Here is a 23,870-nt window from a genome sequence, read left to right as displayed (position 1 = left end):
CGCCTGATCCAAATCGCTTTGATGAGATCACGCGCCTTCAGATCCGCCTCGTCAAACGGGATTGGGCAAAGCCAAGCCTTTGGAAAATGCGCTTACATTATCCAAAGCCATGTGTCCCATATTTGTCCGGACTTCTGCCGTCGCGGTGCCCAGATGGGGAAGCAATGTCACATTATCCAGTGACCTCAGCGATTCGGGAACTGCAGGTTCGAACTCGTAAACGTCCAATCCAGCCCCAGCAATCCCACCCGTTTCCAGGGCCTGTACCAAGGCAGTTTCCTCCACAATCTCACCGCGGGCGATATTTATAAGGTGGGCACTGGGCTTCATCACCTGCAAGATATCAGCGTTGATCAGATGATAGGTTTCCGGGGCACCCGGCACCGCCACCACCAAAATATCGACCATCCCAGCCATAGCTGTCAGATCTGGGGCACGGGTCGCATCAAAATCCAGATCCTTTTCAGACCGCGCGACATAGCAAACGTCCATGCCAAAACCGAAATGGCACCGCCGGGCAATGGCCTGCCCAATGCGCCCCATGCCAACAATTCCAACAGATTTTCCGGTCACGTGCTGCCCAAGCATCTGTGTTGGGTGCCAGCCAGACCACTCCCCGGAGCGAACCAATCGCTCGCCTTGTCCGGCGCGTCGTGCGCTCATCAGGATGAGCGTCATTGCGATATCTGCTGTTGCATCCGTCACTGCGCCGGGCGTGTTCGTCACCTGAATTCCCGCATCGCGTGCCGCTGAAACGTCGATATGATTGTATCCGACGCCAAAATTAGCCAGCAACTTGCACTGCGGCGCCGCGACTGCCGCAAAAACATCGGCGTTGAACCGGTCCCCAAGTGTTGGCACCACGATATCAAAGGTTTGCAACGCATGCGTCATCTCTGAAACCGTCAGAGGAGTGTTGCTCTCGCGGATTTCAACGTCGAAATCCCGACGCGCGCGCACTTCAATTTCAGCCGTCATCGGACGCGCAATCAGAACTTTCATTAGTGCATCCGCCCGCCAACAGGCACCTTGCCATCAGGCCCGATCAAGACAATCTCCCCCGCCTCATCAGGCAAGCCCAGAACCAGCACCTCGGACATGAACTTTCCGATCTGGCGCGGAGGGAAATTCACCACCGCCATCACTTGCTTACCCACAAGCGTGGATGGATCATAATGTGCCGTAATCTGAGCCGAGGTTTTACGCTCTCCGATGTCACCGCCAAAATCGATCCACATCTTGATCGCGGGTTTGCGTGCCTCTGGATAAGGTTCGGCGCGGATAACTTCCCCCACCCGGATATCGACTTTCAGGAAATCATCAAAAGAAATATCAGCCACGCGAAAGCTCCTTGGATCGCTCGGTTGCTGCGGCAACTGCCCGAGTCAGCAACGCAGGAAACCCATCGGTTTCGTTCATCAACACCTCTAAAGCGGCCTGTGTGGTTCCATTGGGCGACGTCACATTGACCCGCAATTGTCCCGGGCTGTCCTCTGCCGCTTCGGCCAAGGCCCCGGCCCCTGCAACGGTCGCTTTGGCCAGCTGCATCGCCAACTCAGGGGCCAACCCCTGTGCTTCACCCGCAGCGGCAAGTGTCTCAATAAGATGAAAAACATAAGCGGGACCAGATCCGCTGACACCCGTGACGGCATCCATCTGTGCCTCGCTGTCCAATCGTACTGTCTGTCCAACAGCGGACAACAACCCTTCGGCCAGATCCACGTCGCCTGAGGACGTATGCGCATTCCCAATCAAAGCCGTTATCCCACGCCCTACTGCCGCAGGTGTATTGGGCATCGCCCGAACAATCGGAGTACCTTGGCCCAAAATACCCTCAAACGTAGCGATCGAAGTGCCCGCAGCGACAGACACAAACAGCGTCCCTCCGCCGCCCAGCGCTTGCAGTGTAGGCAAGGCTTCACCCATCATCTGAGGTTTCACAGCAATCAAAACAATCGCGGGCTGTGCCGGTAAATCTTCGTTTAAATGCACGCCTTGCGATTTGACCCAATCAGATGGAAACGGATCAATGATCCACACTGACTCGGCTGGTAACCCGCCCTCAAGCCAGCCCGCCAACATAGCAGAACCCATCTTACCGCATCCCAGCAGCACCAGACCCTGCTCTGCGACCTTTGACATTTCCATGAAAACCCCTCTCCTCACTTAGGTTCAGGGCTAAGCTTTACGCGCGGCCGTAGGCCTCTGCAATGGCGACCTGCAAAGCGTCTTTCGGGGTGCGATTGCCCCAAACCATCAGCTGAATCGCAGGATAGTATCGCTCGGCACTCAGAACGGCCGTGTTGATCATCGTATCAATTTGCTCTGGCCCCGCGACCTGCCCGCCCGCCAGAACCAACCCATAGCGATAAACCATCAGCTTTTGTTCTTTCCAGTAGGTAAACCCACCGACCCAGCTTTGATCATTCATAGCGTTGATCAGCTCGTACAGCTTGCCAAGTTTCTCTTCGGGTGGGTCCATCTCAAAGGTGCACACCATACGCAGGGTTTCATCATACCCTGACCACGCAAGTGTCAAAGAATAGGTGCGCCATTGGCCTTCGACGGCCATCGCGATTTGATCGTCACCAATACGGTCGAAATCCCACTCATGATGGGCGGCCAAATTCTCAACGATGTCGATAGGGTGAATGTCTTCTTCCAGATACTGCTCGGAAAGGGCCATGATACCACCTCACTAATCTCTAGCGGAACGGGGCTGGCAGCGCCCCAGCGCTAGATGCCTGCTCAACAAACCGGGGCGATCCCCCGTGCCTATACTAGATATGGTGCTGTGTAGCGCCCATTCTGGCAAGCCCTATTTTTGGGGATAACAGCAATAAGTTGTGGACAAGCCTCGCCATACCCCCAAATGTTGGCCAATTCTCGCGCATTGCACCCTGTCCCTAAAGACGCGAAACCGCGCAAGTGGTAAACTTACGCGGTAGATCAGCAAAGTGCTGAATAAAAGCGGCGCGGCAGCGCCTCAATTTAACAACAGACAAATCAGCTGTTTGATTTGCCTTCCAGCGCGTCCAGCCGCGCCGCAAGCGCCATATTCTCTTCGCGGGCCTTCTGCGCCATGGCGCGCACGGCGTCGAACTCTTCGCGTGTCACAAAATCGCGATCCGCCAGCCAGCGGTCCATCAGCGACTTCATCGCGGTATCGGCCTCATCCTTTGCGCCTTGGGCTACGCCCATGGCATTGGTCATCAGCTGAGAAATATCGTCCAAGATCTTGTTGCGGCTCTGCATCTGTCATCTCCGTGTCGAAGCTGCCTTCTATATGGGCAACATCCCGCCCGGCGGCAAGGTTGACTTGCCCTCCTTTCCAAAGGCATTCAGACGCACATGCAGGCCATGATCCCTTTCCCCGACTTTTCGCCCGAGCTGTTTTCGATCTCAGTGTTCGGATTCGACCTCGCCCTGCGCTGGTATGCGCTCGCCTATATCGCTGGCATTTTGATTGCCTGGCGCCTTGGCGTGATTGCTTTACGCAACACCAAGCTCTGGGCCAATGACACGCCCCCGATGTCTCAGCAGCACCTCGAGGATTTGCTGACCTGGATTATCTTGGGGGTCATCCTGGGTGGTCGACTTGGGTTTATCCTTTTCTACCAGCCCGTTTATTACCTGCAGAACCCGGCAGAGATCCTGATGGTGTGGCAAGGTGGCATGGCTTTCCACGGAGGCCTGTTGGGCGTTGTCATCGCTAGCTGGATATTTGCAGTACGCTATGCGATCCCAAAACTTAGCCTTGCAGATTTAGTCGCCCATGCGGTGCCACCGGGATTACTGCTGGGGCGTCTCGCGAACTTCATCAATGCCGAACTTTGGGGCCGTCCAACCGAAGCCCCTTGGGGCGTCGCATTTCCCAGTCCCTATGCGCAAGATTGCCCCGATATTGCGGGAATTTGCGCAAGGCACCCGTCTCAGCTTTATGAGGCTGTTCTTGAGGGCCTCCTGCTTGGCGCATTGCTGCTCTGGCTCGCTTATCGTCGCGGTGCGTTCAAAACTCCGGGACGGATCGTTGGGACATTTCTGACCGGTTACGGCCTTGCGCGCTTCATCGTAGAGTTTTTTCGTCAGCCCGACGCGCAATTTGTGTCGGTTGGAAACCCCTTGGGACTTGCCTGGCATATGGGTGGCTATGGGCTCACCATGGGACAGCTCCTGTCCCTGCCGATGATCACACTAGGGCTCTGGTTTATCTGGCGCAGCTCTCAAAAGGCGGCGACATGATCCTGCACGATTTGATCAAGGACAGGATCATTCAGAATGGCCCGCTAAGCTTGGCAGATTATATGTCAGACTGCCTGCTTCACCCTGAACACGGCTACTACACCACCCGTGACCCTTTGGGCGCAGACGGCGATTTCACCACCGCTCCGGAAATCAGCCAAATGTTCGGGGAATTGATTGGTCTATGCCTTGCGCAAGCATGGATAGACCAAGGATCGCCTGCTTCGTTTTCATTGGCCGAACTTGGTCCCGGGCGTGGCACTCTGATGGCAGATGCCCTGCGCGCGACGCGCTCTGTTCCCGGATTTCATCAGGCCGCTCAACTTCATTTGATCGAAGCCTCTCCGCCCCTCAAAGAAGCCCAACGCCAAGCACTAGCCCCCTTTGCTCCGCAATGGCACGACACGGTTGAAACCCTCCCCGAACTCCCGCTGTTCTTAATCGCCAACGAATTTTTCGATGCCCTGCCTATTGCCCAATTTGTACGTGATGAGGATGGCTGGCGGGAACGCCAGATTGGCTTGCAAGACGACGCGCTTGTCTTTGGGCTAGGTCCACGCACTCAGCTCACAACCCTGCAGCACCGTTTAGAAGATACCCAACAGGATGACCTCGTAGAGCTTTGCGCCGCTGGCGTACCCATTCTGTCCAATATTGCGCATCGGATCGCAGAAACGGGTGGGGCTGCCCTGATTATCGACTATGGGGATTGGAGGTCTCTCGGCGATACGTTGCAAGCCTTGTGCGGCCATACCCCGACCGATCCACTTGGTGCACCTGGTCAGGCCGATCTCACTGCCCACGTTGATTTTGAAGTCCTTGCCGCCACAGCCAAGGCAGCGGGGTGTGTGCATAGTCGCGTCACCCCACAGGGGGTGTTTCTCGAACGTCTTGGCATCACAACGCGGGCGCAGGCTTTGGCACAAGCGTTGATAGGCAAGCGATTAGATTCGCACATCAGCGCACATCGGCGCTTGACGCATCCTGAGGAAATGGGAAACCTGTTCAAAGTTCTGGGCCTCTTCCCAACACACACGCCACCGCCTCCGGGATTGGAATCATGACCTTGGAAATTCTCACCTCCGACAGCCTCGCCCCGATCCAACACGGCTTTTTCACTCGCCGCGGCGGCGCCTCTTCCGGCGTCTTCTCTGGCCTGAATTGCGGCACTGGATCAACAGACCAAAGCGAAGCCGTTGCGATCAATCGCGATCGGGTGGCCCAAGCTATGAACGTGCCGCCCGCCGCGCTGGTTGGCGTCCACCAAATCCATTCAGCAGACGTCGTCGCCGTCACAGAACCTTTGACAGACAAGCCCAAAGCAGACGCATTGGTTACTGCCACTCCGGGCTTGGCACTATCGATCCTTACCGCAGATTGTCAGCCCGTTCTGTTTTCCGATCCTGTTGCGGGCGTGATCGGTGCCGCCCATGCAGGTTGGCGCGGAGCCCTGGATGGGGTGTTAGAAGCCACCATAGATGCGATGGAGGCCCTTGGTGCCCAGCGCGCAGATATAATCGCAACCGTTGGCCCAACGATTTCCCAACGAGCCTATGAAGTCGGGCCGGAGTTTCTGGATTACTTCAAGGCGGAATCACAAGACAACACCCGCTTCTTTGCCAATGGCACGGGGGATCGAATGCTGTTTGACCTGCCAGCCTATGGGGTCCACCGGCTCCGTTCCGCTGGGGTTGGCGATGCAAGTTGGATTCGCCATTGCACCTATTCTGATCCAGATCGATTTTTTTCCTACAGACGCGCAACACACGCAAAAGAAGCGGATTACGGGCGGCTGATCTCAACCATTCGGCTCTGAAACGTGGGGCTCGGCCCCTATTTCCGCCACATTTGCGCCCAATCCGTCTCTTATTTTCCCCGGATAGAACAAATGCCTGCCCCAATGCAGCGTCATGTTGGTGTCATCAACCAATAAGGCCAATGCGCCGCTCGAGGCAGGAGAAACAACATGAAACCCAAGGCACGCTTTATCGCCTCCGTTATCGCCACTTCAAAGGCGCAGGAGATCCAAATGCCATGGGCACGTGGCGCACGCCGCGCCGCCATGATCGCCCGTCGCAATGGCACAGATACAGAACTACAGGCAAAATCAGCCTGATCAAAGAAAACCAAAGGGGAGCTTAGCTGCCAATACGCTTCTCCAAGGACCCGCTGCCGGACTGCTGCCCCTGACCGGCCGGGCACAAGAGCCCGCCTCACCAAATTGGTGAGGCGGGTGTTGGGGCAAATGTAATGAGTTGAGGTGTATTACACGCCTTTTTGGAAACAGTTTTTAAAGGTTCGCAAGATTAGCCCCCGGAGCGCACCATTTGAGGTGCAAGTTTTGACAAAGTCCAAAAATTCCCGGAAAAGATTAACCGACTCAGATGATGACCAATTAACCAGTCTATCTGACGTTGTCGGTGGGGGCCGACGCAGATGCGACCCGAATGGAAAGGGCCGAAATCGTTATGACGATCCCCCACTCGCTGACTCGTGCAGCGCGCAATGCCGTTGAGACGCGTTCTATCCTTCAAGATCCCGCTGCCCTGCGCGGCGCAAACCGGCCACAGTTGCGACGCTATGAAATCTGTTCCCTGCTTGAGAACGGAAACGTAGTTCAGACACGCCAAATTGCCCCTGCGTTGCCGCTGTTTGAGGATGCCGTTTGTGCCTTTTCGCGTGGCTCTGTCATTGAAACAGATCACGGACCAATGGCGATCGAAGATCTCCTGCCCGGCGACTATGTCATCACCCATGATGGATCAGCTCAGGAGGTTGTCTGGAAGGGGTCAACAGCAATTGTTCCCGGTCGTCCGGACCAAAAGGGGCGCACCCATCACCTGAATCGCATCATGGCCGACACGTTCGGGATGCAACGCCCATTGTCCGGTGTCGTTGTTGGGTCTTCAGCCCGTCTGCTGGCCACACCGAGTCACTTGCGTGCCATTGCAGGACCACAACCAGTTTTGACACCAATATCTGAATTCGTAGACGGCATGGGCGTTATTGAAACGTCTCCGCCAACACCGATCGAACTGTTCCACATTTGCTTGAGAAAACATGCTGTTATCAAAGTGGATGGTTTACAATTCGAGACCTACCATCCAGGGATTAACGCCGTGCGGGTCATTAGCCACGCAATGCGGTCGCTGTATCTCAATATGTTCTCACATATCGACAGACTAACTGACTTTGGTCCGCAGGCCTTTCCGCGGATCGGTGACGGTGAAATCGACGCCATCGCAGTCTGAGGTTTTTATGGGAATGTTGATCTTTTGGGGAATCAGCATCGTCGTTTTGATGTTGCTTCCACCAACAACCACGCCGCGCATTGATTCGACAGTCAGGCTAAGCGGCTCAGCCGTTCCTCGAGGATATCAAAGGGAACACCGGGTTCATCCTTCGCACCGCGAATAACAAGAGATGTCTTAACACTGGCCACGTTTGGCGTGGTCAGCAAATCGCCAGTCAAAAACGTCTGAAAGCTGCTCAAGTCTGGGGCGACACATTTCAGAATAAAGTCCACCTCACCATTCAGCATGTGGCATTCACGGACCAAAGGCCAATTGCGGCACTTTTCCTCAAATGCGCTCAGCTCTGACTCGGCCTGACTGTCGAGACCAACCATGGCAAATACTTGAACTTCAAAGCCAAGTTCGCGCGCATTCACATCCGCATGGTAGCCCTTGATCAGACCCAGATCTTCAAGCGTGCGCACTCGTCGCAAACAGGGCGGCGCCGAAATCCCGACCCGCTTTGCCAACTCCACATTCGTCATCCGGCCATCTGCCTGTAGCTCGGCCAGGATTTTTCGGTCAATCGGGTCAAGACGTGTAGCGACCATGACAGGCTCCCTCATATTGGCGTTTCTTATAACAGCGCCCTGAGCGCGCGCAATATTGTTTCGCCTTCACATATTTTCTTTGTTTAGTATTTCCACCTTGTGATGGTCAGATTTCAGGCTTTCACGATTGTGGGGTTTAAGACCTAGGACCGCACCGCTATATCCATTGCCCGAAGGCGGCTGGCCGCGAAACAAATGCAAATGGGGGCCCAAATGGCCGAGACACGTCACACCAAGGTTCTGATCATCGGCTCTGGTCCTGCGGGATACACCGCAGGGGTTTATGCAAGCCGCGCCATGCTGGAACCCATTTTGGTACAGGGCATCGAACCCGGTGGCCAGTTGACCACGACAACCGAAGTTGAAAACTATCCCGGCTTCACCGAAGTGCAGGGCCCCGATCTGATGATCAAAATGCAAGAACACGCACAAGCGATGGGTTGTGAGATCATCGGTGACATCATTACCGATCTGGATCTATCCAAGCGCCCCTTCACCGCCAAAGGCGACAGCGGCAACACATACACCGCCGACGCCGTTATCCTGGCAACCGGAGCCCGCGCCAAGTGGTTAGGCATGGAGAGCGAAGAAAAGTTCAAAGGCTTTGGTGTATCGGCCTGCGCGACCTGTGATGGGTTCTTTTACCGCAGTCAGGAAATCGTTGTCGTGGGCGGTGGCAATACCGCTGTAGAAGAGGCGCTGTTCTTGACGAATTTTGCCTCAAAAGTGACCTTAATCCACCGACGCGATGAACTGCGTGCAGAAAAAATTCTCCAAAATCGCTTGGAAAAGAATCCAAAGATCGAAACCCTTTGGTTCAACCAACTGGACGAAGTGTACGGAACCGATGCCCCATTGGGCGTTGAAGGTGTCAAAGTCAAAAACGTAAAAACCGGCGAGATCACCGACATCCCTTGCAAAGGTGTGTTTATTGCGATCGGACATGCACCCGCAAGTGAGTTGGTCAAAGACACGCTGGACACCCACATGGGCGGCTACGTTGTGACCAAGCCGGGCACCACGCAAACATCTGTTCCCGGCGTGTTTGCCGCTGGCGATCTGACGGATCACATCTACCGTCAGGCTGTGACGAGCGCTGGCATGGGCTGTATGGCAGCCTTGGACGCGGAACGCTTTTTGGCAGAACAGGACGACTAAGCGCCATGTCGCACGATTTCCCCGCGCAACGCGCTGAAACTTTGTCTGTTTACTCAGACCTGCAGGCCAAACATGGCCTGCCCGACATCGCGGACGTGGATTTCTTTTTCGTTCCCGTTTCTGAATCATCTGATTGGCGGCCCCTTGCTGAACACCTCAGCAATGACGGCTATGAATGTCAGTACGTCACGGCCCAGGAAAAAGGCGACGCGCCTTATCTTGTCGCCACGCTATCTGAGCAAATCATATCTGCATCCGCCATCTGGATCAGCGAAGAGGTCGCAACGCGAGCCGCGTTGGAACACGGCTTTCGCCCTGATGGATGGGGCTTAGAGGGCTAAGCGCGTAAGTGCTTAGTCCAACTGTAGTACCTGTCCGCGAGAAACCGCGCCCAAGGTTCTTCGGTTGCACCCCTCTTTGTGACCCGGTGCACACAGACTGTGCCTTGACCGCCTCCCCCCGACCCCGCACATTTGCTGCATCGTGAAACCCACGCAACCGGAGGAACCGTTGAGCAGCGTTTTGTGGCGAGGCAATTGGCAAACCCGTGCTAGGATCATCTCGGGGTTGGTCCTGTTCACCTATGCATTTTTCCACTTCATCAACATCGGGCTTGGGCTTCTTTCACCCGCATTGATGGACCAAATGCAGGACGGGATGACAGCCGTTGTTCGCAATCCGATCATGAGCACGGTCTTGTACGCCTCACTGAGTGTGCACGCCGGATTGGCCTTGGCAAAACTCGCCAACCGGCGCAACCTTCGCATGCCCTTCAGCGAAATCCTGCAGGTTACATTAGGGCTGATCATCCCGCTTCAGTTACTCGCCCATTTGGTTCAGACCCGATACGCCCACGAAGTTTTCGGCGTCAATGACGAGCTTAGCTACCTTATCATTCTGATGTGGCCCAATGACTCAATCTGGAAACAAAGCCTGCTCATGCTGGTGGTTTGGGTGCATGGCTGCATCGGTTTGCATTTCTGGCTCCGCTTGACCACGTGGTGGCGCACCGCTTTTCCCTATCTCATCGGGTTGGCAGTTTTAGTGCCTGCTTTTGGACTTGCCGGCGTTTTGACCGAAGGGCGGCGCATGTTCTCGATCTTTATTGACCCCGAACAACGCGCGCCCCTGATGGAGCAGTATAACTGGCCCTCTTCAGAGACGTTTCAGGCGCTCTTTGAAACCACAACCCAGTCCACGCGCCTGTTCTGGGCATTGTTGTTCTTAACCCTTTTCACATACGGGGTTCGCAAACTCCTGCGTCGTCGAAAATCAATCCGGATCCGATATGTGGATGGCCCCGAGGTTACCTCTGAAAAGGGAATGACTTTGCTGGAGATTTCGCAGGCCAACGGCATTCCCCACACGGCCCTTTGCGGCGGGCGGGGTCGATGTACAACGTGCCGCGTTCAAGTTGAGCATGGCATTGATTTGCTGCATCCCCCGTCCGATGCGGAATTGCGCAGCTTGCGTGCCGTGAATGCCGGGCCGGACACCCGGCTGGCTTGTCAGATCCGCCCAACACACCCGGCAACCGTGTTTCGTGTCTTTCGCCCCGAAGGTGGGCGCCACCGGGCCCATGCCAGCCAGGGGCAAGAACGTCAGCTGGCCATTTTGTTTCTGGACATGCGCGGTTTCACAGCGCGCACAACGGGCCAGCTGCCTTATGACGTGGTATTCCTGCTGAACCGCTTTTTCGACGCGATCGTCCCGCAAATCATCAAAGCCGGTGGCGAAGTTGACAAATATTTGGGCGACGGGCTGCTCGCGGTGTTTGAAACCCGCGACGCAGAGAGTTCAGCCAAAGCCGGGCTGCAAGCCACTGCAGCAATTAGCAACGCTCTGGTCCAGTTCAATAAAACACTTGAAAGCGAAGGCAGCCAGCCCGTGAAGATTGGCATGGGGCTCCACTTGGGCAATCTCGTACTCGGAGAGATTGGCGCTGCAGGGAACGCCCCGCGCACCCTGATTGGGGATACCGTCAATGCCGCAAGCCGATTGGAAAGCGAAACCAAGCGTCTCGGGGTTGAGCTGCTTGTCTCAGCTCAGGTGCTAGAGGCCGCGCAGCTCATTGATGACGACTTGCCGTTGCAGGAATTCACATTGAGAGGTGTCTCAGAGCCAATTTTTGCTCTGCCTTGCCCCAGCGGCACGCGCCTGATTGACGATCTCAACAAAGCAAAGATGTAACGCATCTGGAATCGCGCCAGTGGTTCCGCACCCCTCACTAAATTAGCGCGGCACGGTCACCGCCCCCCCTTACTCTTTCAGGCAGGCGCGCAAAGCCTTTACCGCACGCCCTTCAATGTCGCCGAAATCTGCCATTTGGGATTGCAAAGCTTGAATTTTGGGCAGCCGGGCGCTGTAATCCACCTCTGATGCATTCTGAACCGCTTGGCGAATGTCAGCTTCGGACTGACATTGAATAATCCCGTCTGGATCGAAAAATCGGTCCAAATTGGGGCAACCCCAATAAATCGGAACTGTATAACACAAGATCGTATCCACCAACTTTTCTGAGAAATAGTTCGGCTCTTGTACGTTCTCGATCACTACCGAGTACCGATACGGACCAAGACCGTCAGCCTTGTGATCAAATGGCAAATACCCCCGCCCCATGACATCAACATCTTGGGCCCCCTGACGCACCCAATCAACAACCGCATGACGCAATTTATGCCCCGTGCTGTCCCGCTTAGCCGAAGCAATCAATGAGCACGATTTATCTTTGGTGTAGTGAAATTCTCGCCACCCCGGAACCCAGGTTGACCCGAACGGAAAGAAAACTCCGTTTGGAATGCGAGAGAGCAACGTTTCATTAAAGGTTAGAACCTTGAAGAACCGTCGATGGGTCAAGCGCAGCATGGTGAGATGTTTCACACTGATTTCAGACGGTTCACCCAAAATCAGCGAAATTTGAGCACGGGTCCCGAATTTCAGGCGAAAATGCACGTCCGTCTTTGGAAAGACCAACAGGTGATCACTTGGCAGGAAATCGGCCACAGTCTTGCCCAACAATCGCTCGGGGCACCCCTCAGGCCATGTCAGCGCATCCAAGGAAACCGCTGCCAAATTTGCCCCCAGATGGGTCCCGTACGGCAGCACGGCAATTGCGGGTTTCTGGCTCATTCGGCACTCTCGTTTGCTAAAGCCACCTGACCACGCATCAATACAAACCCCTGACCCGCAACACGAATACCTGTCATTGCCTCTGACGGTCCGACACGTGTGACTTGCGCTTGCCCGGGACGCCCCATGCCGTGCCCTTGTTCGGCAATGAAACTGTCTTTCTCCATCAACCCATAATGCCACAGATAAGCTGCCATCGCGCCGGTGGCTGATCCTGTGAATGGGTCTTCTGGCGGGCTGGGTGGGGCCAACAACAATCTGGCCGAGGTATCCCCTTGCTCTGTCGATCCGCTCAGCGTGACTAAGAAAGGTTCCATCATATCGGTTCCAGCATAACCCTGATCCGCCAACATCATGCGCAGCGCGTTGGTATCCAGCTTCGCCGATTTAAGTGCGTCTTGATCCTTGAGGACCGTAATACAGAACGGCAGCCCTGTAGAAACAACTTGAGGCGGGGAAATAATGGCGTCTTTCGGTAGGCTGATTACCTCAGCCACCAGATCAGCAGGCACCAAAGCACCAAATTCCGGGGCGATCTGTGTCATTTCAATATTGTCGCCATCCAACCGGATGTGAACCAGCCCTGCGCCTGTTTCCAATGTCAGCGACTGACCTTCAATCAAACCGCGCGACCGCATGGCGGCGACAGTGGCAATCGTCGGATGCCCAGCAAACGGGATCTCTCGGCTGGCCAGAAAGTAGCGCACTTTGATATCTGCGATCTCTGATGGTCCGGTAAAGGTACACTCGACCAAGGAGGTTTCACGCACATAGGCCGTGCAGGTCGCGACTGACAGATGTGCCCCCCCATGCACCACCGCACAGCCGTTCCCCCCAAAGGGGCGGTCAGTAAAAGCATCGACCCAATCAAAATCAAACCAGTGCATTGTTACCTCCATGGTCCTCTCCCGCAATTGGCAGAGCTTTGTGGCGCATGTTATCCACCTGTTAAACTGCCATAATCACCCAGAAACAGCCAGCCCACGCCCCAGCAAAAAAGCCCCGGTTTTCCAACCGAGGCCCACATACCATTTTCCAAAACCGTCAGTCTGAGGTCAGTGCACAGCGACTGGCGAATAGTCGTGTTCGCGTGCAAGTACGAACGCCATATTGCGATCCGCAACCAGAGCCAATTGCTGACCCTTTTCGTCGTGCACGGCATAGAGTTGTTCCAACTCGCCTGCTTCTTCGCGCACTTGGTCGGGCAGGTCAGCAACATCAACGGTCTTTACATAGACCAGCCGACCGATTTCTTCATCAAAGTTCTGAGGAGTCTGCATCGATTTACCCTTTCTTTATATTGATGGTTTGCACCACAGTTTCCGGACGCGATTGCGTCAGGTCGACGTGTAACAGGCCATTTTCCATGACCGCGTCACCCACTTCGACCCCATCAGCCAAAACAAACATGCGCTGGAATTGGCGGGCAGCAATGCCGCGGTGCAAAAACACGCGCCCCTCGCTGTCATCGCGTTGACGCCCCCGTATCACGAGTTGGCGATCTTCGACTGTGATCGCCAGATCTTGTTCAGCAAATCCTGCAACTGCCAATGTGATGCGGTACGAATAATCGGATGTTTGTTCGATGTTATAGGGCGGATACCCTTCGTTGCCTGATTTCGCTGACCGCTCCAACAAGCGCTCCAGTTGCTCAAATCCAAGCATATGTGGGTATGAACCCAAAGTGAGTTTCGACACGTCTATCGTCCTTTTATGTCAAAGCGACGGGGCGCACGATCCCTAACGAGGCAATCGCACATCTCTGAATATGGGAAGAAAAACTACAATTCACAAGGTCTAGGCGAAAACAAGGTGAAGGCGTATCCTATGCTCAACAAGACCAACAAAATTCGAGTCGCCCCCATGAATGCCCCCACTGATCTTTCGATGAAAACCAACGACGTTCTCCGGGTCGAGCTAGAGGTGTTTCGCCGCCAGCACCGCGATCTGGATGAGGCGATTCAAGCCCTTTCCGAACGAGGGACCAGTGATCAACTGACCCTCAAGCGTCTCAAGATGCAAAAACTGCGCTTGAAAGATCTGATCACTCGGATCGAAGACCGCTTGACCCCTGACATCATAGCTTGAGGCATTTGGCCCCGGCTCATTGCCACGCAGGATGAATTGGCTATAGTGCGCGCTCTTTCGACAAAAGGGCGCTTGAATATGGCCGAGACACGAGTTGGAATTATCATGGGAAGCCAGTCAGATTGGCCCACCATGAAGGGTGCTGCCGAAATTCTGGATGAACTAGGTATTGCATATGAAACCCGCATCGTTTCCGCCCACCGGACACCCGATCGGTTGTGGGAGTACGGCAAAACTGCCGCAGATCGTGGTTTGCACGTCATTATCGCCGGTGCGGGTGGCGCGGCCCACTTGCCAGGTATGATGGCCTCTAAAACCCGTGTGCCCGTTGTTGGTGTGCCGGTTCAGACCCGTGCACTGTCTGGTGTTGATTCCCTTTACTCCATCGTGCAGATGCCCAAGGGCTTTCCGGTTGCAACAATGGCCATCGGGGCGGCAGGCGCCGCAAATGCGGGCCTGATGGCGGCTGGCATCCTTGCTCTGCAAGATTCAGATTTGGCGCAGCGGCTTGATGATTGGCGCGAGGCCCTGTCCGCATCAATCCCAGAGGAGCCTCAGGATGACTGATGTCTTAAAACCCGGGGCCACCATCGGCATTCTTGGCGGTGGTCAGCTTGGCCGGATGTTGTCTGTTGCGGCCTCTCGGCTTGGCTTTGTGACACATATCTTTGAGCCCGGCGCCAACCCACCAGCCGGGCACGTCGCAGATCAGGTCACGATGGCCAGCTATGATGATGCCGCTGCGCTTCAGACGTTTGCGCAATCCGTCGACGTTGTGACCTATGAATTTGAAAATATCCCAACTGCCGCACTGGATGTCATAGAGGCTCATTGCCCTATCCGCCCAGGCCGCGAGGCTTTGCGCGTCAGTCAGGATCGCCTGACCGAAAAAGGCTTTCTACAAGACCTTGGTCTTCAAACTGCGCCCTATGCCGATATCGTAACCCAAAGCGACCTCGAGGCCGCGTTAGAAACAATCGGTGCTCCGTCCATCCTGAAAACCCGGCGGTTTGGCTATGATGGCAAAGGTCAGGCCCGCCTAAAATCGACCGAAGACGCAGGTTCAGCCCTTGCCGACATGGCCGGTGCACCTTCGATCCTCGAAGGGTTCATCGAATTTTCTCACGAGGTATCCGTCATTGCCGCGCGTGGCATTACGGGTGAGGTCTCATGCTACGATCCGGGTGAAAATATACACCGTGACGGCATTTTGCATACCACCACCCTGCCCGCACGATTGACAGGGTCCCAACGTATGGATGCCATCCTGTTGGCGGGTAAGATCCTCAATGCGTTGGATTATGTAGGGGTAATGGGCGTCGAGTTGTTTGTGACGCCAAAGGGGTTGATCGTTAACGAAATCGCCCCGCGCGTCCACAATTCGGGTCATTGGACACAAAACGGCTGCGCCGTCGATCAGTTCGAACAGCATATCCGCGCCATCGCTGGCTGGCCTCTGGGTGACGGTCAGCGCCATAGCGACATTGTGATGGAAAACCTGATCGGTCACGACATGGATCGGCTGGATGATCTGATCAAACAAAGCGATACGGCGATCCACCTGTATGGCAAGGCGGAAACCAAGCCCGGTCGCAAAATGGGCCATTTCAACACCATACAACGCACCAGCTGATACAGGCGCAGCAAGGCCCCATCCGGGGCTTTGCGCGGTGCTGCGATGGCCCCTCTTGGGGCTTGAGCAGCACCGCTCGTGCCTCTCTGCGCTAGCCAATCAGCCGCGCAGCCAAATCTCCATTTAGATAACTGATGCGCCCACCGGAAAAAGCACCCGCAACCCGGTGTGTGCCTTGTTCGAGCACGACCAAATCCGCACGTGCGCCAACTTTAAGTGTCCCTCGATCCATTAATCCCAACACAGCCGCCGGGCCGCTCGACACCAATGCCCAAGCGTCAGCAAAATCAAGAACGCCAGTTTTTGCCAACATCAACGCCGCCCTGCGCGGGCTCGGGTAATGATAATCTGAGGCCAAAGCATCACACAGCCCCATCGCAATCAGTTCTGCCGCGCTGACATTGCCGTTGTGCGATCCCCCGCGCACCACATTCGGCGCCCCCAACACAATGGGGTCGCCTCCGGATCGGGCGGCTTCGGCGGCTTCGATGGTTTCAGGGAATTCTGACAACCAAACACCTCTCGCCCGCCAAATTGCGCGGCCTTCGGCGCTCTGGTCATCGTGGCTGCCCATCAGCACGCCCTGTTCAGCCAAAGCCGCACACAATTGATCCAACGCCTGCGGAACCTCAGGGCTGCGCCGGTGCATCTCCTGCATCATCTCAAGATGTTTCTCAGGGTTACGCCCCGCTTTTAGCGCTTGCCCGGTCAGCCGGGGCGGTTTTTTCCCTGCGGCCAGTTTGGCGTGTGGCAAGTGGTCGTTAAAAACCAAGTACTGGACACCCCAATCCCTGATCCGTTCGACCAATCCGGCATAGTCATCCAACATATGCGTCTCAAACCGGAGTTGCGGGATCAGATCTGTAACGACATCACCCTGCACAGTTTGAATGGCTTTGAACACTTGTGCCGCATACTCCGGCGCGCGCAGCCCGCCCTCCCAGCTATGGAATTGGGCCATAACTGCTGTTGTGATACCGTTCGCTGCCAGCTCTGCTTCGGCTGCAAGAACACCCTCATTCATCTGCTTCATCGCACCTCGACGCGGTGCAAGGTGGCGCTCAAATCCATCGCCATGCAAATCCACGATCCCGGGCAAAACGATAAAACCGCTTAGATCCACAACTTTCGCCGCCCGCGCGTCAACAACGCATCCACCCGCAATCGAAAGATCAGTTGACCGCAGGCCATCCGTCTCAGTCAGAACCTGCGCCCCAACCAAGGTTAGATCCAAAGCCGTCATTCTGTGATCTCCTTGTGCACCTGATCGCATTCCTCCCCCAGGCACATGTCATCAATTGTTCCCAGCACAGAATCCACCCACGAAATGTCAGCGTTAAAACGGCCGAACTCGATGAAGTGCACGACCTGTGCGATCACCCTCGGGTTATTCATCATAAAGGTATGCGTCACCGGTAAAACGATATGATCCGCCATGCCTTCAACCTTGGTCGATTGCACCGAAACTTTGCCGTCATCCGGTCCCGGAAGGATTGTAGAAAAGAGTGGATTTAGCGAGTTATCCCCCGCAATCACACCCAGTTCAAAATTTACAGGTGGCAATCGACGTGGCAGGCTGTTGGGTCCCGTGCCAAGAGACAATCCAGCCGGGCCATTCAGCAAACCAAAGGCCTCGAGATCTCCAAAACGGTCTACGATTTCGCTGCCCTGATTGGGCGGTCCCAGCATCACAACACGCCCCACCTGATCCGGTACGCCACCACGTAGCCAATACCGGATCAAAATCCCTCCCATCGAATGGGCAACGAAATGGACCGTCTGATCACCGCACGCTTGCACAGCGGCAGGCAAAGTCTGGGCCACAAGTTCGGGAATGGGCATATCCGTCGATGGGTACCCCGGCCGAACCACATCATAGTCCCGCAGCTCAAGCAATTCTTCCATGACAGCAAAAGAGGTCTCGCTGCGCGCCAATCCATGGAGCAACACCACACAATCCGCTAACGCAGAGGTAGGAAAAAGCAGCAACAGAAAGGCAATACAACGCATGGGGCACGAGATACTTGGAATTCTGACGCGAGAAAAGGTTCAGATCGCGCGTGGTTTGAAAACAGCCAGCGCAATTCCGCCAACGACCAGGATCGCCCCAACAAGCAAGCGAGTACCTGCAGCTTCGCCAAGCATCAAAACGCCTGCAAACAAAGCAATTATCGGTACGCTCAATTGAACCGTCGCAGCGACTGACGAAGCCAACTGTGGCACCACCCGATACCAAAGGGCATATCCCATTCCCGATGTCACTGCCCCCGACAGGATCGCCAGACCAACCCCTTCTGGGGTGGTCACGAAATCAGGACCGATGATCCAGATGGCCCCGGCAGTGATCGGCAGGGCGAGCACAAAGTTTGCCCCGGTTCCCGCCAACGCATCCGGTTCAGAACGTCCGGCCAGCGTGTAAAAGCCCCATCCAAGCCCTGCGAGTCCCATCAGGAGCGCCCCGGTCAAATCGACCTGCACGGTGCCTGTCGGCCACAAAACGACAGCCAGCCCACCAAATGCAACCAAAGCCCCAAGCCATTGGCGTGCCGGCGGCAGTGCTGACAGCGCACTCACCCCAAACATCGTCATTTGCACGACGCCAAACAAGATCAAGGCACCCAAGCCCGCATCCAAGGTCAGGTAGGCCATTGAAAATCCAACCATATAGAGGCTGAGCGTCCCTGCCCCAATCCATCGGCGCGGCACAAAAAGAGGGAGCGACTTTCGCTGGATCAGCACCAGAACCGCCAGCGTGACAGCCCCGGATAGCACCCGAATAACAGCAAAACTGCCCGGATCGCTAAACCCGGCTCCGACGGCAAGCCGGTTCAAAATTGAATTCGCAGCAAAGGCTGACATCGTAAGGGCGGTCAGAAGAAACAAGCGCATTCATTTGCCTTAGCCTGTTCCGGCCAGCACGAACACTCAAAACAACGTCAGCTTAATCTGAAAACGCCTTTGGGTAGATGAGCGTTTCACTGGGGATGTCATCGCCGCGTCGGAGGATGAGCGTGTGCTCCAACGGATAGGGGGAGATTAAATGCTGCGCCCGGGTCTTGTCGAATCCCCATCGACCGTAGAATGCAGGGTTTCCCAAAACCACCACGGTCTCTGGCAATCGTGCTTTGTACATTTCAGAGGGGATTTCGTACAAAACCTGCAGGTGCTGCAGCATCCTTGTTCCGATGCGCCACGGCCTACGGTAGGTTTCGTCCTGTGACCCTCTAACTGTCATGTTAGGGTTGTTCTCGGCAAGCTTGCCATCCTGCCACTCGGGCCTTACCGCCATTGGCGCCAAACACGCCCAACCGTAAGGCGCCTGCATCCGACTAAGGGCAAAGTAGCCACCGATCTTTCCCGCCCATGGGGTTTGAAACTCATGAAGCATATCGTCGTCCGCGCGCAGCCTGCGCACAAGACGTGCCTCGGAGTCCGTTGGGAAGGCTGCGCACAATAATGCGCCCACCTCATCAAACTGATCTTCGGTCACGACGCGCATTGTGTCTGGTCCAACACCCATGTTGCCCTCCCCCAACTCTGTTTTTCAATATGAGCGTCTTCAAGATCGGGACAACAGAAAAGGGGCCGCCCAAAAGGCAGCCCCTAAAATCATCCGGTTGGATGGTGATGCTTGGCCCGCCTAGCAGGCCTTCCAAAAGGAAGACTGCCTGTGGGCCTCACAAGTCCAAAGGACCTGTGATTACATCATGCCGCCCATGCCGCCCATGCCGCCCATGTCGGGCATGCCGCCAGCAGCCGCGCCGTCTTTGGCAGGCTTGTCAGCAACCATGGCTTCGGTGGTGATCAGCAGACCAGCAACCGATGCCGCGTCTTCCAGAGCGGTACGAACCACTTTGGCCGGGTCAATCACACCGAAGGAGAACATGTCGCCATATTCTTCGGTCTGTGCGTTGAAGCCAAATGCCGCGTCGTTGCTTTCGCGAACTTTGCCAGCAACAACCGCACCGTCAACACCAGCGTTTTCAGCGATCTGACGCAGAGGCGCTTCGATTGCTTTACGTACGATGACGATACCAGCGTTCTGGTCAGAGTTTGCACCTTCCAGAGTTTCCAGAGCTTTACCGGCCTGAACCAGAGCAACACCACCACCAACGATAACACCTTCTTGAACCGCAGCGCGGGTCGCGTTCAGTGCATCGTCAACGCGGTCTTTGCGCTCTTTAACTTCTACTTCGGTCATGCCGCCAACGCGGATAACAGCAACACCGCCAGCCAATTTGGCAACGCGCTCTTGCAGCTTTTCACGGTCGTAGTCGGAAGAAGTTTCTTCGATCTGAGCGCGGATCTGGCCAACACGGGCTTCGATCTCGGCTTTTTCGCCAGCACCGTCAACGATGGTTGTTTCGTCTTTGGTGATTTCGATTTTCTTGGCTGTGCCCAGCATGTCCATGGTGACGGACTCGAGCTTCATGCCCAGATCTTCGGAGATCACTTGACCACCGGTCAGGATCGCGATGTCCTGCAACATGGCTTTGCGGCGATCGCCGAAACCAGGTGCTTTGACAGCTGCGATTTTCAGGCCGCCGCGCAGTTTGTTCACAACCAGAGTTGCCAGCGCTTCGCCTTCAACATCTTCAGCAATGATCAGCAGAGGCTTCTGCGACTGGATCACCTGCTCGAGCAGTGGAACCATCGACTGCAGCGACGAGAGTTTTTTCTCGTGCAGCAAGATCATGCAGTCGTCCAGATCCGCGATCATTTTGTCTGCGTTGGTTACGAAGTAAGGGGACAGGTAACCGCGGTCGAACTGCATGCCTTCAACAACATCGGTCTCTGTTTCCAGGCCTTTGTTCTCTTCGACAGTGATAACGCCTTCGTTACCAACTTTCTGCATCGCGTCTGCGATCTGCTGACCGATTGCTGCTTCGCCGTTGGCGGAGATGGTGCCAACCTGAGCAACTTCGGCAGAGTCTTTGACTTCGCGTGCAGCGTCTTTGATGTTCGCAACAACAGTGGCAGTTGCCAGGTCGATGCCGCGCTTCAGGTCCATTGGGTTCAGACCAGCAGCAACCTGCTTCAGACCTTCGCGAACAATCGCTTGTGCCAGAACGGTTGCAGTGGTGGTGCCGTCGCCTGCTTCGTCGTTGGTACGCGAAGCAACTTCTTTCACCATCTGTGCGCCCATGTTTTCGAACTTGTCTTCCAGTTCGATCTCTTTGGCAACAGATACACCATCTTTGGTGATGCGCGGTGCGCCGAACGACTTGTCCAGAACCACGTTACGGCCTTTGGGGCCCAGGGTTACTTTGACAGCGTCAGCCAGAATATTTACGCCAGCCAGCATACGATTGCGGGCATCGGTGTCGAATTTGACGTCCTTAGCAGCCATGTTCTATTTCTCCTTGAGAAGTCTTAAAAGAGGGTCAGAGAAGCCGGATGGCTTACTCGATGATCCCCATGATGTCGGATTCTTTCATCATCAGCAGCTCTTCGCCGTTGACGGAAACTTCGGTGCCGGACCATTTGCCGAACAGCACTTTGTCGCCTTCGGCAACGTCCAGAGCGATACGGCCACCCTTGTCGTCACGAGCACCTGCGCCTGCAGCGACGATAACGCCTTCAGCTGGCTTTTCTTTTGCGCTTTCGGGGATAATCAATCCGCCAGCAGTTTTCTCGTCGCTTTCTGTGCGACGAACCAGCACGCGGTCATGAAGCGGTTTCAATGCCATCTTTGCAGCTCCTTAAGGCTCAAAGGTTATTATTCCTCATCTCGCACTCCCTTGGCGAGATCATTATCACTCAACTGTCCTGAGTGCTAACGGAAGCATAGCTAGGCACTGATTTTCACCGAGTCAACAGGTAGGATCAGAAAAATGAACCTATTTTTGGTCCCAGCTGTAAGCCCAATGCTTCAAGCCTTCGGAGCCTGCTTTGCTGAGCATATAGACACCGGTATCGACCTTTTCAAACCAACCATAGTGATTAATGCGCATAAGTCCGGTCGCCTTGGGAACCCCAGCGGCTTTGGCGACCTCCGCCCCTTTGGATGGGCCATTTTCAGCCAAATAGGCGGCGCAACGAAGGGCATCTTGCCTATAGGCGGTAACGATCCCATGCCGGGTCGCCCCGCCCGCGTTCGGATCCCCTTGCAAACGCTCAAATTCGCGCAGCAGTCGCTTTGTTTTCTGTTTGGATCTACGGGGTGCATAAAGACCAGGATCGCACTGAACTTCAACAACCTCATCTGGCCGGACCGTGATTAGCCCCACCCCTAAACGCCGACACATCAGCAAATTCTCTTTTAGCATGCGCCGCGCGCTCCGCCCTGTGGGCTTGGGCACGCCAATGTACACGGTCTCTGTTACCTTCAGTCGTTCGATGGCTTGATGATACAGGGATAGAGAAAAGCGGAGTTTCAACTCAACAATAACCGGGGGCTCTGCGTCCCGGCACGCCACGACGTCGGCCGCCCCAACTTCGCCTTTGACGACATAGCCTTGCGTTTCAAGGTACGCCTTGATCGGGGGATAAAGATCTTGCTCACGATTCATCCGCTCACCTTATGGGCCCTCGCGTCTATTTGCCACCAACGCGCATCGTGACAAGCCATGCCCCCGCCCGTATAACGCGCGCAAAATTGTATGAACGCAGGACGCTGACATGAACACCCAAGTTTTTGGCCACAAATCCCCTGACACCGATTCCACCGGCTCCCCTATCGTCTGGGCCTGGTATCTGAACGAAGTGAAAGGTGTTCCAGCAACGCCCGTTCTGTTGGGCGAGCCTAACACCGAAGCCGCGTTCATGCTGGAACGTTGGAACTTGGAAAAACCGACCATCATTACTGATATCGCCGACGGTCAGCCCTGTATCATCGTTGACACCAATAACCCTGCTGAATTGCCCGACAACATCAACGGCGCTGATATTCAGGCCATCATTGATCACCATGCGCTGGTGGGCGGTCTGAAAACCAAGGGCCCGATCCACATCACTATCCGTCAATTGGCCTGCACCGCCACCATCATGATTGACCTGATGGGTGAAGATGCTGCCAAAATGCCTGACGCGATCAAAGGTGCTGCCCTGACCTGCATCCTGTCTGACACATTGGAATTCCGCTCGCCGACCACGACTGACCATGATCGCGCCGTTGCCGAAAAACTCGCCGCGGACTTGGGAATCGACATCGCGGCCTATGCGGCTGACATGTTCGCTGCGAAATCCGACGTCTCCTCGTTTAGCGACGCTGAACTGTTGCGGATGGATTCTAAGGAATACGCAGTCGACGACACCAAGTTTCGTGTGTCCGTTCTGGAAACCACAGCGCCGGGCGTTGTGCTGGATCGCAAAGCATCCCTGATGGAAACCATGACATCAGTCGCGACCGAAGACGGTGTTGATCAGGTGTTGCTGTTTGTCGTCGACATCCTGAACGAAGAAGCGACCCTGCTGGTGCCCAACGACCTGGTTAAAGGTGTAGCTGAGAAAAGCTTTGGCGCCTCGGTCGACGGGGACGCGGTTGTCCTGCCCGGCATCATGAGCCGCAAAAAGCAGATCATCCCGAATCTCAAAGTCTGATAGAAAACACCATTTCTAACTGAACAAGGGCATCTCATTTATGAGGTGCCCTTTTTTGCGCGCTGCGCGCTTAACAGGGGTCGTGCGATCTTGGCGTTTTTCTATTTCTGATACATCTTGAAAAAATGTATATACAACAGCAATACAATGTAGTAACAAAATCTCATTCAGCTGATGCTGAACACTACACACTCTGATCTGACACTTTAGTGAACCAGATCGGCTCAAGCTATT

General features: G+C 55.2%; 29 protein-coding genes. 12 read left to right on the top strand and 17 right to left on the bottom strand.

Annotated elements, in window-relative coordinates; all coding sequences use genetic code 11:
• Nucleotides 1-51: 51 nt before the first annotated feature.
• The 5 genes from ABWV33_RS18930 to ABWV33_RS18910 all read right to left on the bottom strand — a co-directional run bounded on the left by ABWV33_RS18930 (nt 52) and on the right by ABWV33_RS18910 (nt 3,255).
• The gene (locus ABWV33_RS18930) at nt 52-1,002 is read right to left on the bottom strand and encodes a 2-hydroxyacid dehydrogenase (protein WP_353333012.1); all 951 of its coding nucleotides are present in this window, start codon (nt 1,000-1,002) and stop codon (nt 52-54) included.
• Nucleotides 1,002-1,340, bottom strand: a complete 339-nt coding sequence (locus ABWV33_RS18925) for a tRNA-binding protein (protein ID WP_113822590.1) — start codon at nt 1,338-1,340, stop codon at nt 1,002-1,004. Before ABWV33_RS18925 ends, ABWV33_RS18930 begins: the two co-directional genes overlap by 1 nt.
• Nucleotides 1,333-2,148 carry a pyrroline-5-carboxylate reductase gene (gene proC, locus ABWV33_RS18920; protein WP_353333010.1) on the bottom strand — a complete coding sequence of 272 codons (816 nt, stop codon included), beginning with the start codon at nt 2,146-2,148 and terminating at the stop codon, nt 1,333-1,335. Before proC ends, ABWV33_RS18925 begins: the two co-directional genes overlap by 8 nt.
• A gap of 37 nt (nt 2,149-2,185) precedes the next feature.
• The gene (locus ABWV33_RS18915; protein WP_113822588.1) at nt 2,186-2,686 is read right to left on the bottom strand and encodes a type III secretion system chaperone family protein; all 501 of its coding nucleotides are present in this window, start codon (nt 2,684-2,686) and stop codon (nt 2,186-2,188) included.
• Between the two features lie 320 nt (nt 2,687-3,006).
• Nucleotides 3,007-3,255 (bottom strand): accessory factor UbiK family protein, encoded by a 249-nt coding sequence (locus tag ABWV33_RS18910; protein WP_113822587.1) that lies wholly within the window; start codon nt 3,253-3,255, stop codon nt 3,007-3,009.
• Nucleotides 3,256-3,351: 96 nt separating this feature from the next.
• On the opposite strand from ABWV33_RS18910, the gene lgt reads away from it, so the two are divergent.
• From lgt to ABWV33_RS18885, 5 genes are all read left to right on the top strand, one after another.
• Nucleotides 3,352-4,242, top strand: coding sequence for a prolipoprotein diacylglyceryl transferase (gene lgt, locus ABWV33_RS18905; protein ID WP_353333007.1), 891 nt, complete (start codon nt 3,352-3,354; stop codon nt 4,240-4,242).
• Nucleotides 4,239-5,306 (top strand): class I SAM-dependent methyltransferase, encoded by a 1,068-nt coding sequence (locus tag ABWV33_RS18900; protein WP_353333005.1) that lies wholly within the window; start codon nt 4,239-4,241, stop codon nt 5,304-5,306. The genes lgt and ABWV33_RS18900 overlap by 4 nt, the downstream gene beginning before the upstream one ends.
• Nucleotides 5,303-6,058 (top strand): peptidoglycan editing factor PgeF, encoded by a 756-nt coding sequence (pgeF, locus tag ABWV33_RS18895; RefSeq protein ID WP_353333003.1) that lies wholly within the window; start codon nt 5,303-5,305, stop codon nt 6,056-6,058. The genes ABWV33_RS18900 and pgeF overlap by 4 nt, the downstream gene beginning before the upstream one ends.
• Before the next feature lie 150 nt (nt 6,059-6,208).
• Nucleotides 6,209-6,358 (top strand): hypothetical protein, encoded by a 150-nt coding sequence (locus ABWV33_RS18890; RefSeq protein WP_162930747.1) that lies wholly within the window; start codon nt 6,209-6,211, stop codon nt 6,356-6,358.
• Between the two features lie 352 nt (nt 6,359-6,710).
• The gene (locus tag ABWV33_RS18885) at nt 6,711-7,493 is read left to right on the top strand and encodes a Hint domain-containing protein (RefSeq protein ID WP_353333001.1); all 783 of its coding nucleotides are present in this window, start codon (nt 6,711-6,713) and stop codon (nt 7,491-7,493) included.
• Between the two features lie 92 nt (nt 7,494-7,585).
• Here ABWV33_RS18885 and ABWV33_RS18880 read toward each other — a convergent pair whose 3' ends face one another.
• Nucleotides 7,586-8,086: an Lrp/AsnC family transcriptional regulator gene (locus ABWV33_RS18880; protein ID WP_113822582.1), complete on the bottom strand. Its 501-nt coding sequence runs from the start codon at nt 8,084-8,086 to the stop codon at nt 7,586-7,588.
• Between the two features lie 213 nt (nt 8,087-8,299).
• On the opposite strand from ABWV33_RS18880, the gene trxB reads away from it, so the two are divergent.
• From trxB to ABWV33_RS18865, 3 genes are all read left to right on the top strand, one after another.
• Nucleotides 8,300-9,244 carry a thioredoxin-disulfide reductase gene (gene trxB / locus ABWV33_RS18875; protein ID WP_353332999.1) on the top strand — a complete coding sequence of 315 codons (945 nt, stop codon included), beginning with the start codon at nt 8,300-8,302 and terminating at the stop codon, nt 9,242-9,244.
• Between the two features lie 5 nt (nt 9,245-9,249).
• A complete protein-coding gene (locus tag ABWV33_RS18870; protein WP_353332997.1) occupies nt 9,250-9,585 on the top strand; it encodes a ribonuclease E inhibitor RraB in 336 nt (111 codons plus the stop codon).
• A gap of 169 nt (nt 9,586-9,754) precedes the next feature.
• Nucleotides 9,755-11,434 (top strand): adenylate/guanylate cyclase domain-containing protein, encoded by a 1,680-nt coding sequence (locus tag ABWV33_RS18865; protein WP_353332995.1) that lies wholly within the window; start codon nt 9,755-9,757, stop codon nt 11,432-11,434.
• 69 nt (nt 11,435-11,503) lie between these two features.
• On the opposite strand, the gene ABWV33_RS18860 is transcribed toward ABWV33_RS18865, so the two are convergent.
• The 4 genes from ABWV33_RS18860 to ABWV33_RS18845 form a co-directional block, all read right to left on the bottom strand.
• On the bottom strand, nt 11,504-12,373 hold the full coding sequence (locus ABWV33_RS18860) for a hypothetical protein (RefSeq protein WP_353332993.1): 870 nt from the start codon (nt 12,371-12,373) through the stop codon (nt 11,504-11,506).
• Nucleotides 12,370-13,260: a PhzF family phenazine biosynthesis protein gene (locus ABWV33_RS18855; protein WP_353333094.1), complete on the bottom strand. Its 891-nt coding sequence runs from the start codon at nt 13,258-13,260 to the stop codon at nt 12,370-12,372. The genes ABWV33_RS18860 and ABWV33_RS18855 overlap by 4 nt, the downstream gene beginning before the upstream one ends.
• Before the next feature lie 168 nt (nt 13,261-13,428).
• A complete protein-coding gene (locus ABWV33_RS18850) occupies nt 13,429-13,653 on the bottom strand; it encodes a DUF1150 family protein (RefSeq protein WP_113822577.1) in 225 nt (74 codons plus the stop codon).
• 4 nt (nt 13,654-13,657) lie between these two features.
• Nucleotides 13,658-14,071, bottom strand: a complete 414-nt coding sequence (locus ABWV33_RS18845; protein ID WP_174217219.1) for an Hsp20 family protein — start codon at nt 14,069-14,071, stop codon at nt 13,658-13,660.
• A gap of 165 nt (nt 14,072-14,236) precedes the next feature.
• Between ABWV33_RS18845 and ABWV33_RS18840 the strand changes: the two genes are divergently transcribed.
• The 3 genes from ABWV33_RS18840 (at nt 14,237) to ABWV33_RS18830 (ending at nt 16,094) form a co-directional block, all read left to right on the top strand.
• On the top strand, nt 14,237-14,461 hold the full coding sequence (locus ABWV33_RS18840) for a YdcH family protein (protein ID WP_113822669.1): 225 nt from the start codon (nt 14,237-14,239) through the stop codon (nt 14,459-14,461).
• 78 nt (nt 14,462-14,539) lie between these two features.
• Entirely contained in the window at nt 14,540-15,028 is a 489-nt protein-coding gene (purE, locus tag ABWV33_RS18835; RefSeq protein WP_113822576.1) for a 5-(carboxyamino)imidazole ribonucleotide mutase, read from the top strand.
• Nucleotides 15,021-16,094: a 5-(carboxyamino)imidazole ribonucleotide synthase gene (locus ABWV33_RS18830; protein WP_113822575.1), complete on the top strand. Its 1,074-nt coding sequence runs from the start codon at nt 15,021-15,023 to the stop codon at nt 16,092-16,094. The genes purE and ABWV33_RS18830 overlap by 8 nt, the downstream gene beginning before the upstream one ends.
• Before the next feature lie 91 nt (nt 16,095-16,185).
• On the opposite strand, the gene ABWV33_RS18825 is transcribed toward ABWV33_RS18830, so the two are convergent.
• From ABWV33_RS18825 to ABWV33_RS18795, 7 genes are all read right to left on the bottom strand, one after another.
• A complete protein-coding gene (locus ABWV33_RS18825) occupies nt 16,186-17,337 on the bottom strand; it encodes an alpha-D-ribose 1-methylphosphonate 5-triphosphate diphosphatase (protein WP_353332990.1) in 1,152 nt (383 codons plus the stop codon).
• Nucleotides 17,334-18,104 (bottom strand): alpha/beta fold hydrolase, encoded by a 771-nt coding sequence (locus ABWV33_RS18820; RefSeq protein WP_164622151.1) that lies wholly within the window; start codon nt 18,102-18,104, stop codon nt 17,334-17,336. The genes ABWV33_RS18825 and ABWV33_RS18820 overlap by 4 nt, the downstream gene beginning before the upstream one ends.
• A 39-nt stretch (nt 18,105-18,143) precedes the next feature.
• Entirely contained in the window at nt 18,144-18,983 is an 840-nt protein-coding gene (locus tag ABWV33_RS18815; RefSeq protein WP_353332988.1) for a DMT family transporter, read from the bottom strand.
• Nucleotides 18,984-19,035: 52 nt separating this feature from the next.
• The gene (locus tag ABWV33_RS18810; protein ID WP_353332986.1) at nt 19,036-19,614 is read right to left on the bottom strand and encodes a GNAT family N-acetyltransferase; all 579 of its coding nucleotides are present in this window, start codon (nt 19,612-19,614) and stop codon (nt 19,036-19,038) included.
• 180 nt (nt 19,615-19,794) lie between these two features.
• Nucleotides 19,795-21,444 (bottom strand): chaperonin GroEL, encoded by a 1,650-nt coding sequence (groL, locus tag ABWV33_RS18805; protein WP_113822570.1) that lies wholly within the window; start codon nt 21,442-21,444, stop codon nt 19,795-19,797.
• A 52-nt stretch (nt 21,445-21,496) separates the two neighbouring features.
• Entirely contained in the window at nt 21,497-21,784 is a 288-nt protein-coding gene (locus ABWV33_RS18800) for a co-chaperone GroES (RefSeq protein ID WP_113822569.1), read from the bottom strand.
• 150 nt (nt 21,785-21,934) lie between these two features.
• Nucleotides 21,935-22,606 (bottom strand): DUF2161 domain-containing phosphodiesterase, encoded by a 672-nt coding sequence (locus ABWV33_RS18795; protein ID WP_353332984.1) that lies wholly within the window; start codon nt 22,604-22,606, stop codon nt 21,935-21,937.
• Nucleotides 22,607-22,715: 109 nt separating this feature from the next.
• Here ABWV33_RS18795 and ABWV33_RS18790 point away from each other — a divergent pair, with 109 nt between their 5' ends.
• Nucleotides 22,716-23,636 carry a manganese-dependent inorganic pyrophosphatase gene (locus ABWV33_RS18790; RefSeq protein WP_353332982.1) on the top strand — a complete coding sequence of 307 codons (921 nt, stop codon included), beginning with the start codon at nt 22,716-22,718 and terminating at the stop codon, nt 23,634-23,636.
• Nucleotides 23,637-23,870: the final 234 nt, after the last annotated feature.

The sequence above is a fragment of the Phaeobacter sp. NW0010-22 genome, from assembly GCF_040365955.1.
In the GTDB taxonomy this organism is placed as follows: domain Bacteria; phylum Pseudomonadota; class Alphaproteobacteria; order Rhodobacterales; family Rhodobacteraceae; genus OMPR01.
This window is presented reverse-complemented; position numbering and strand designations above follow the sequence as displayed.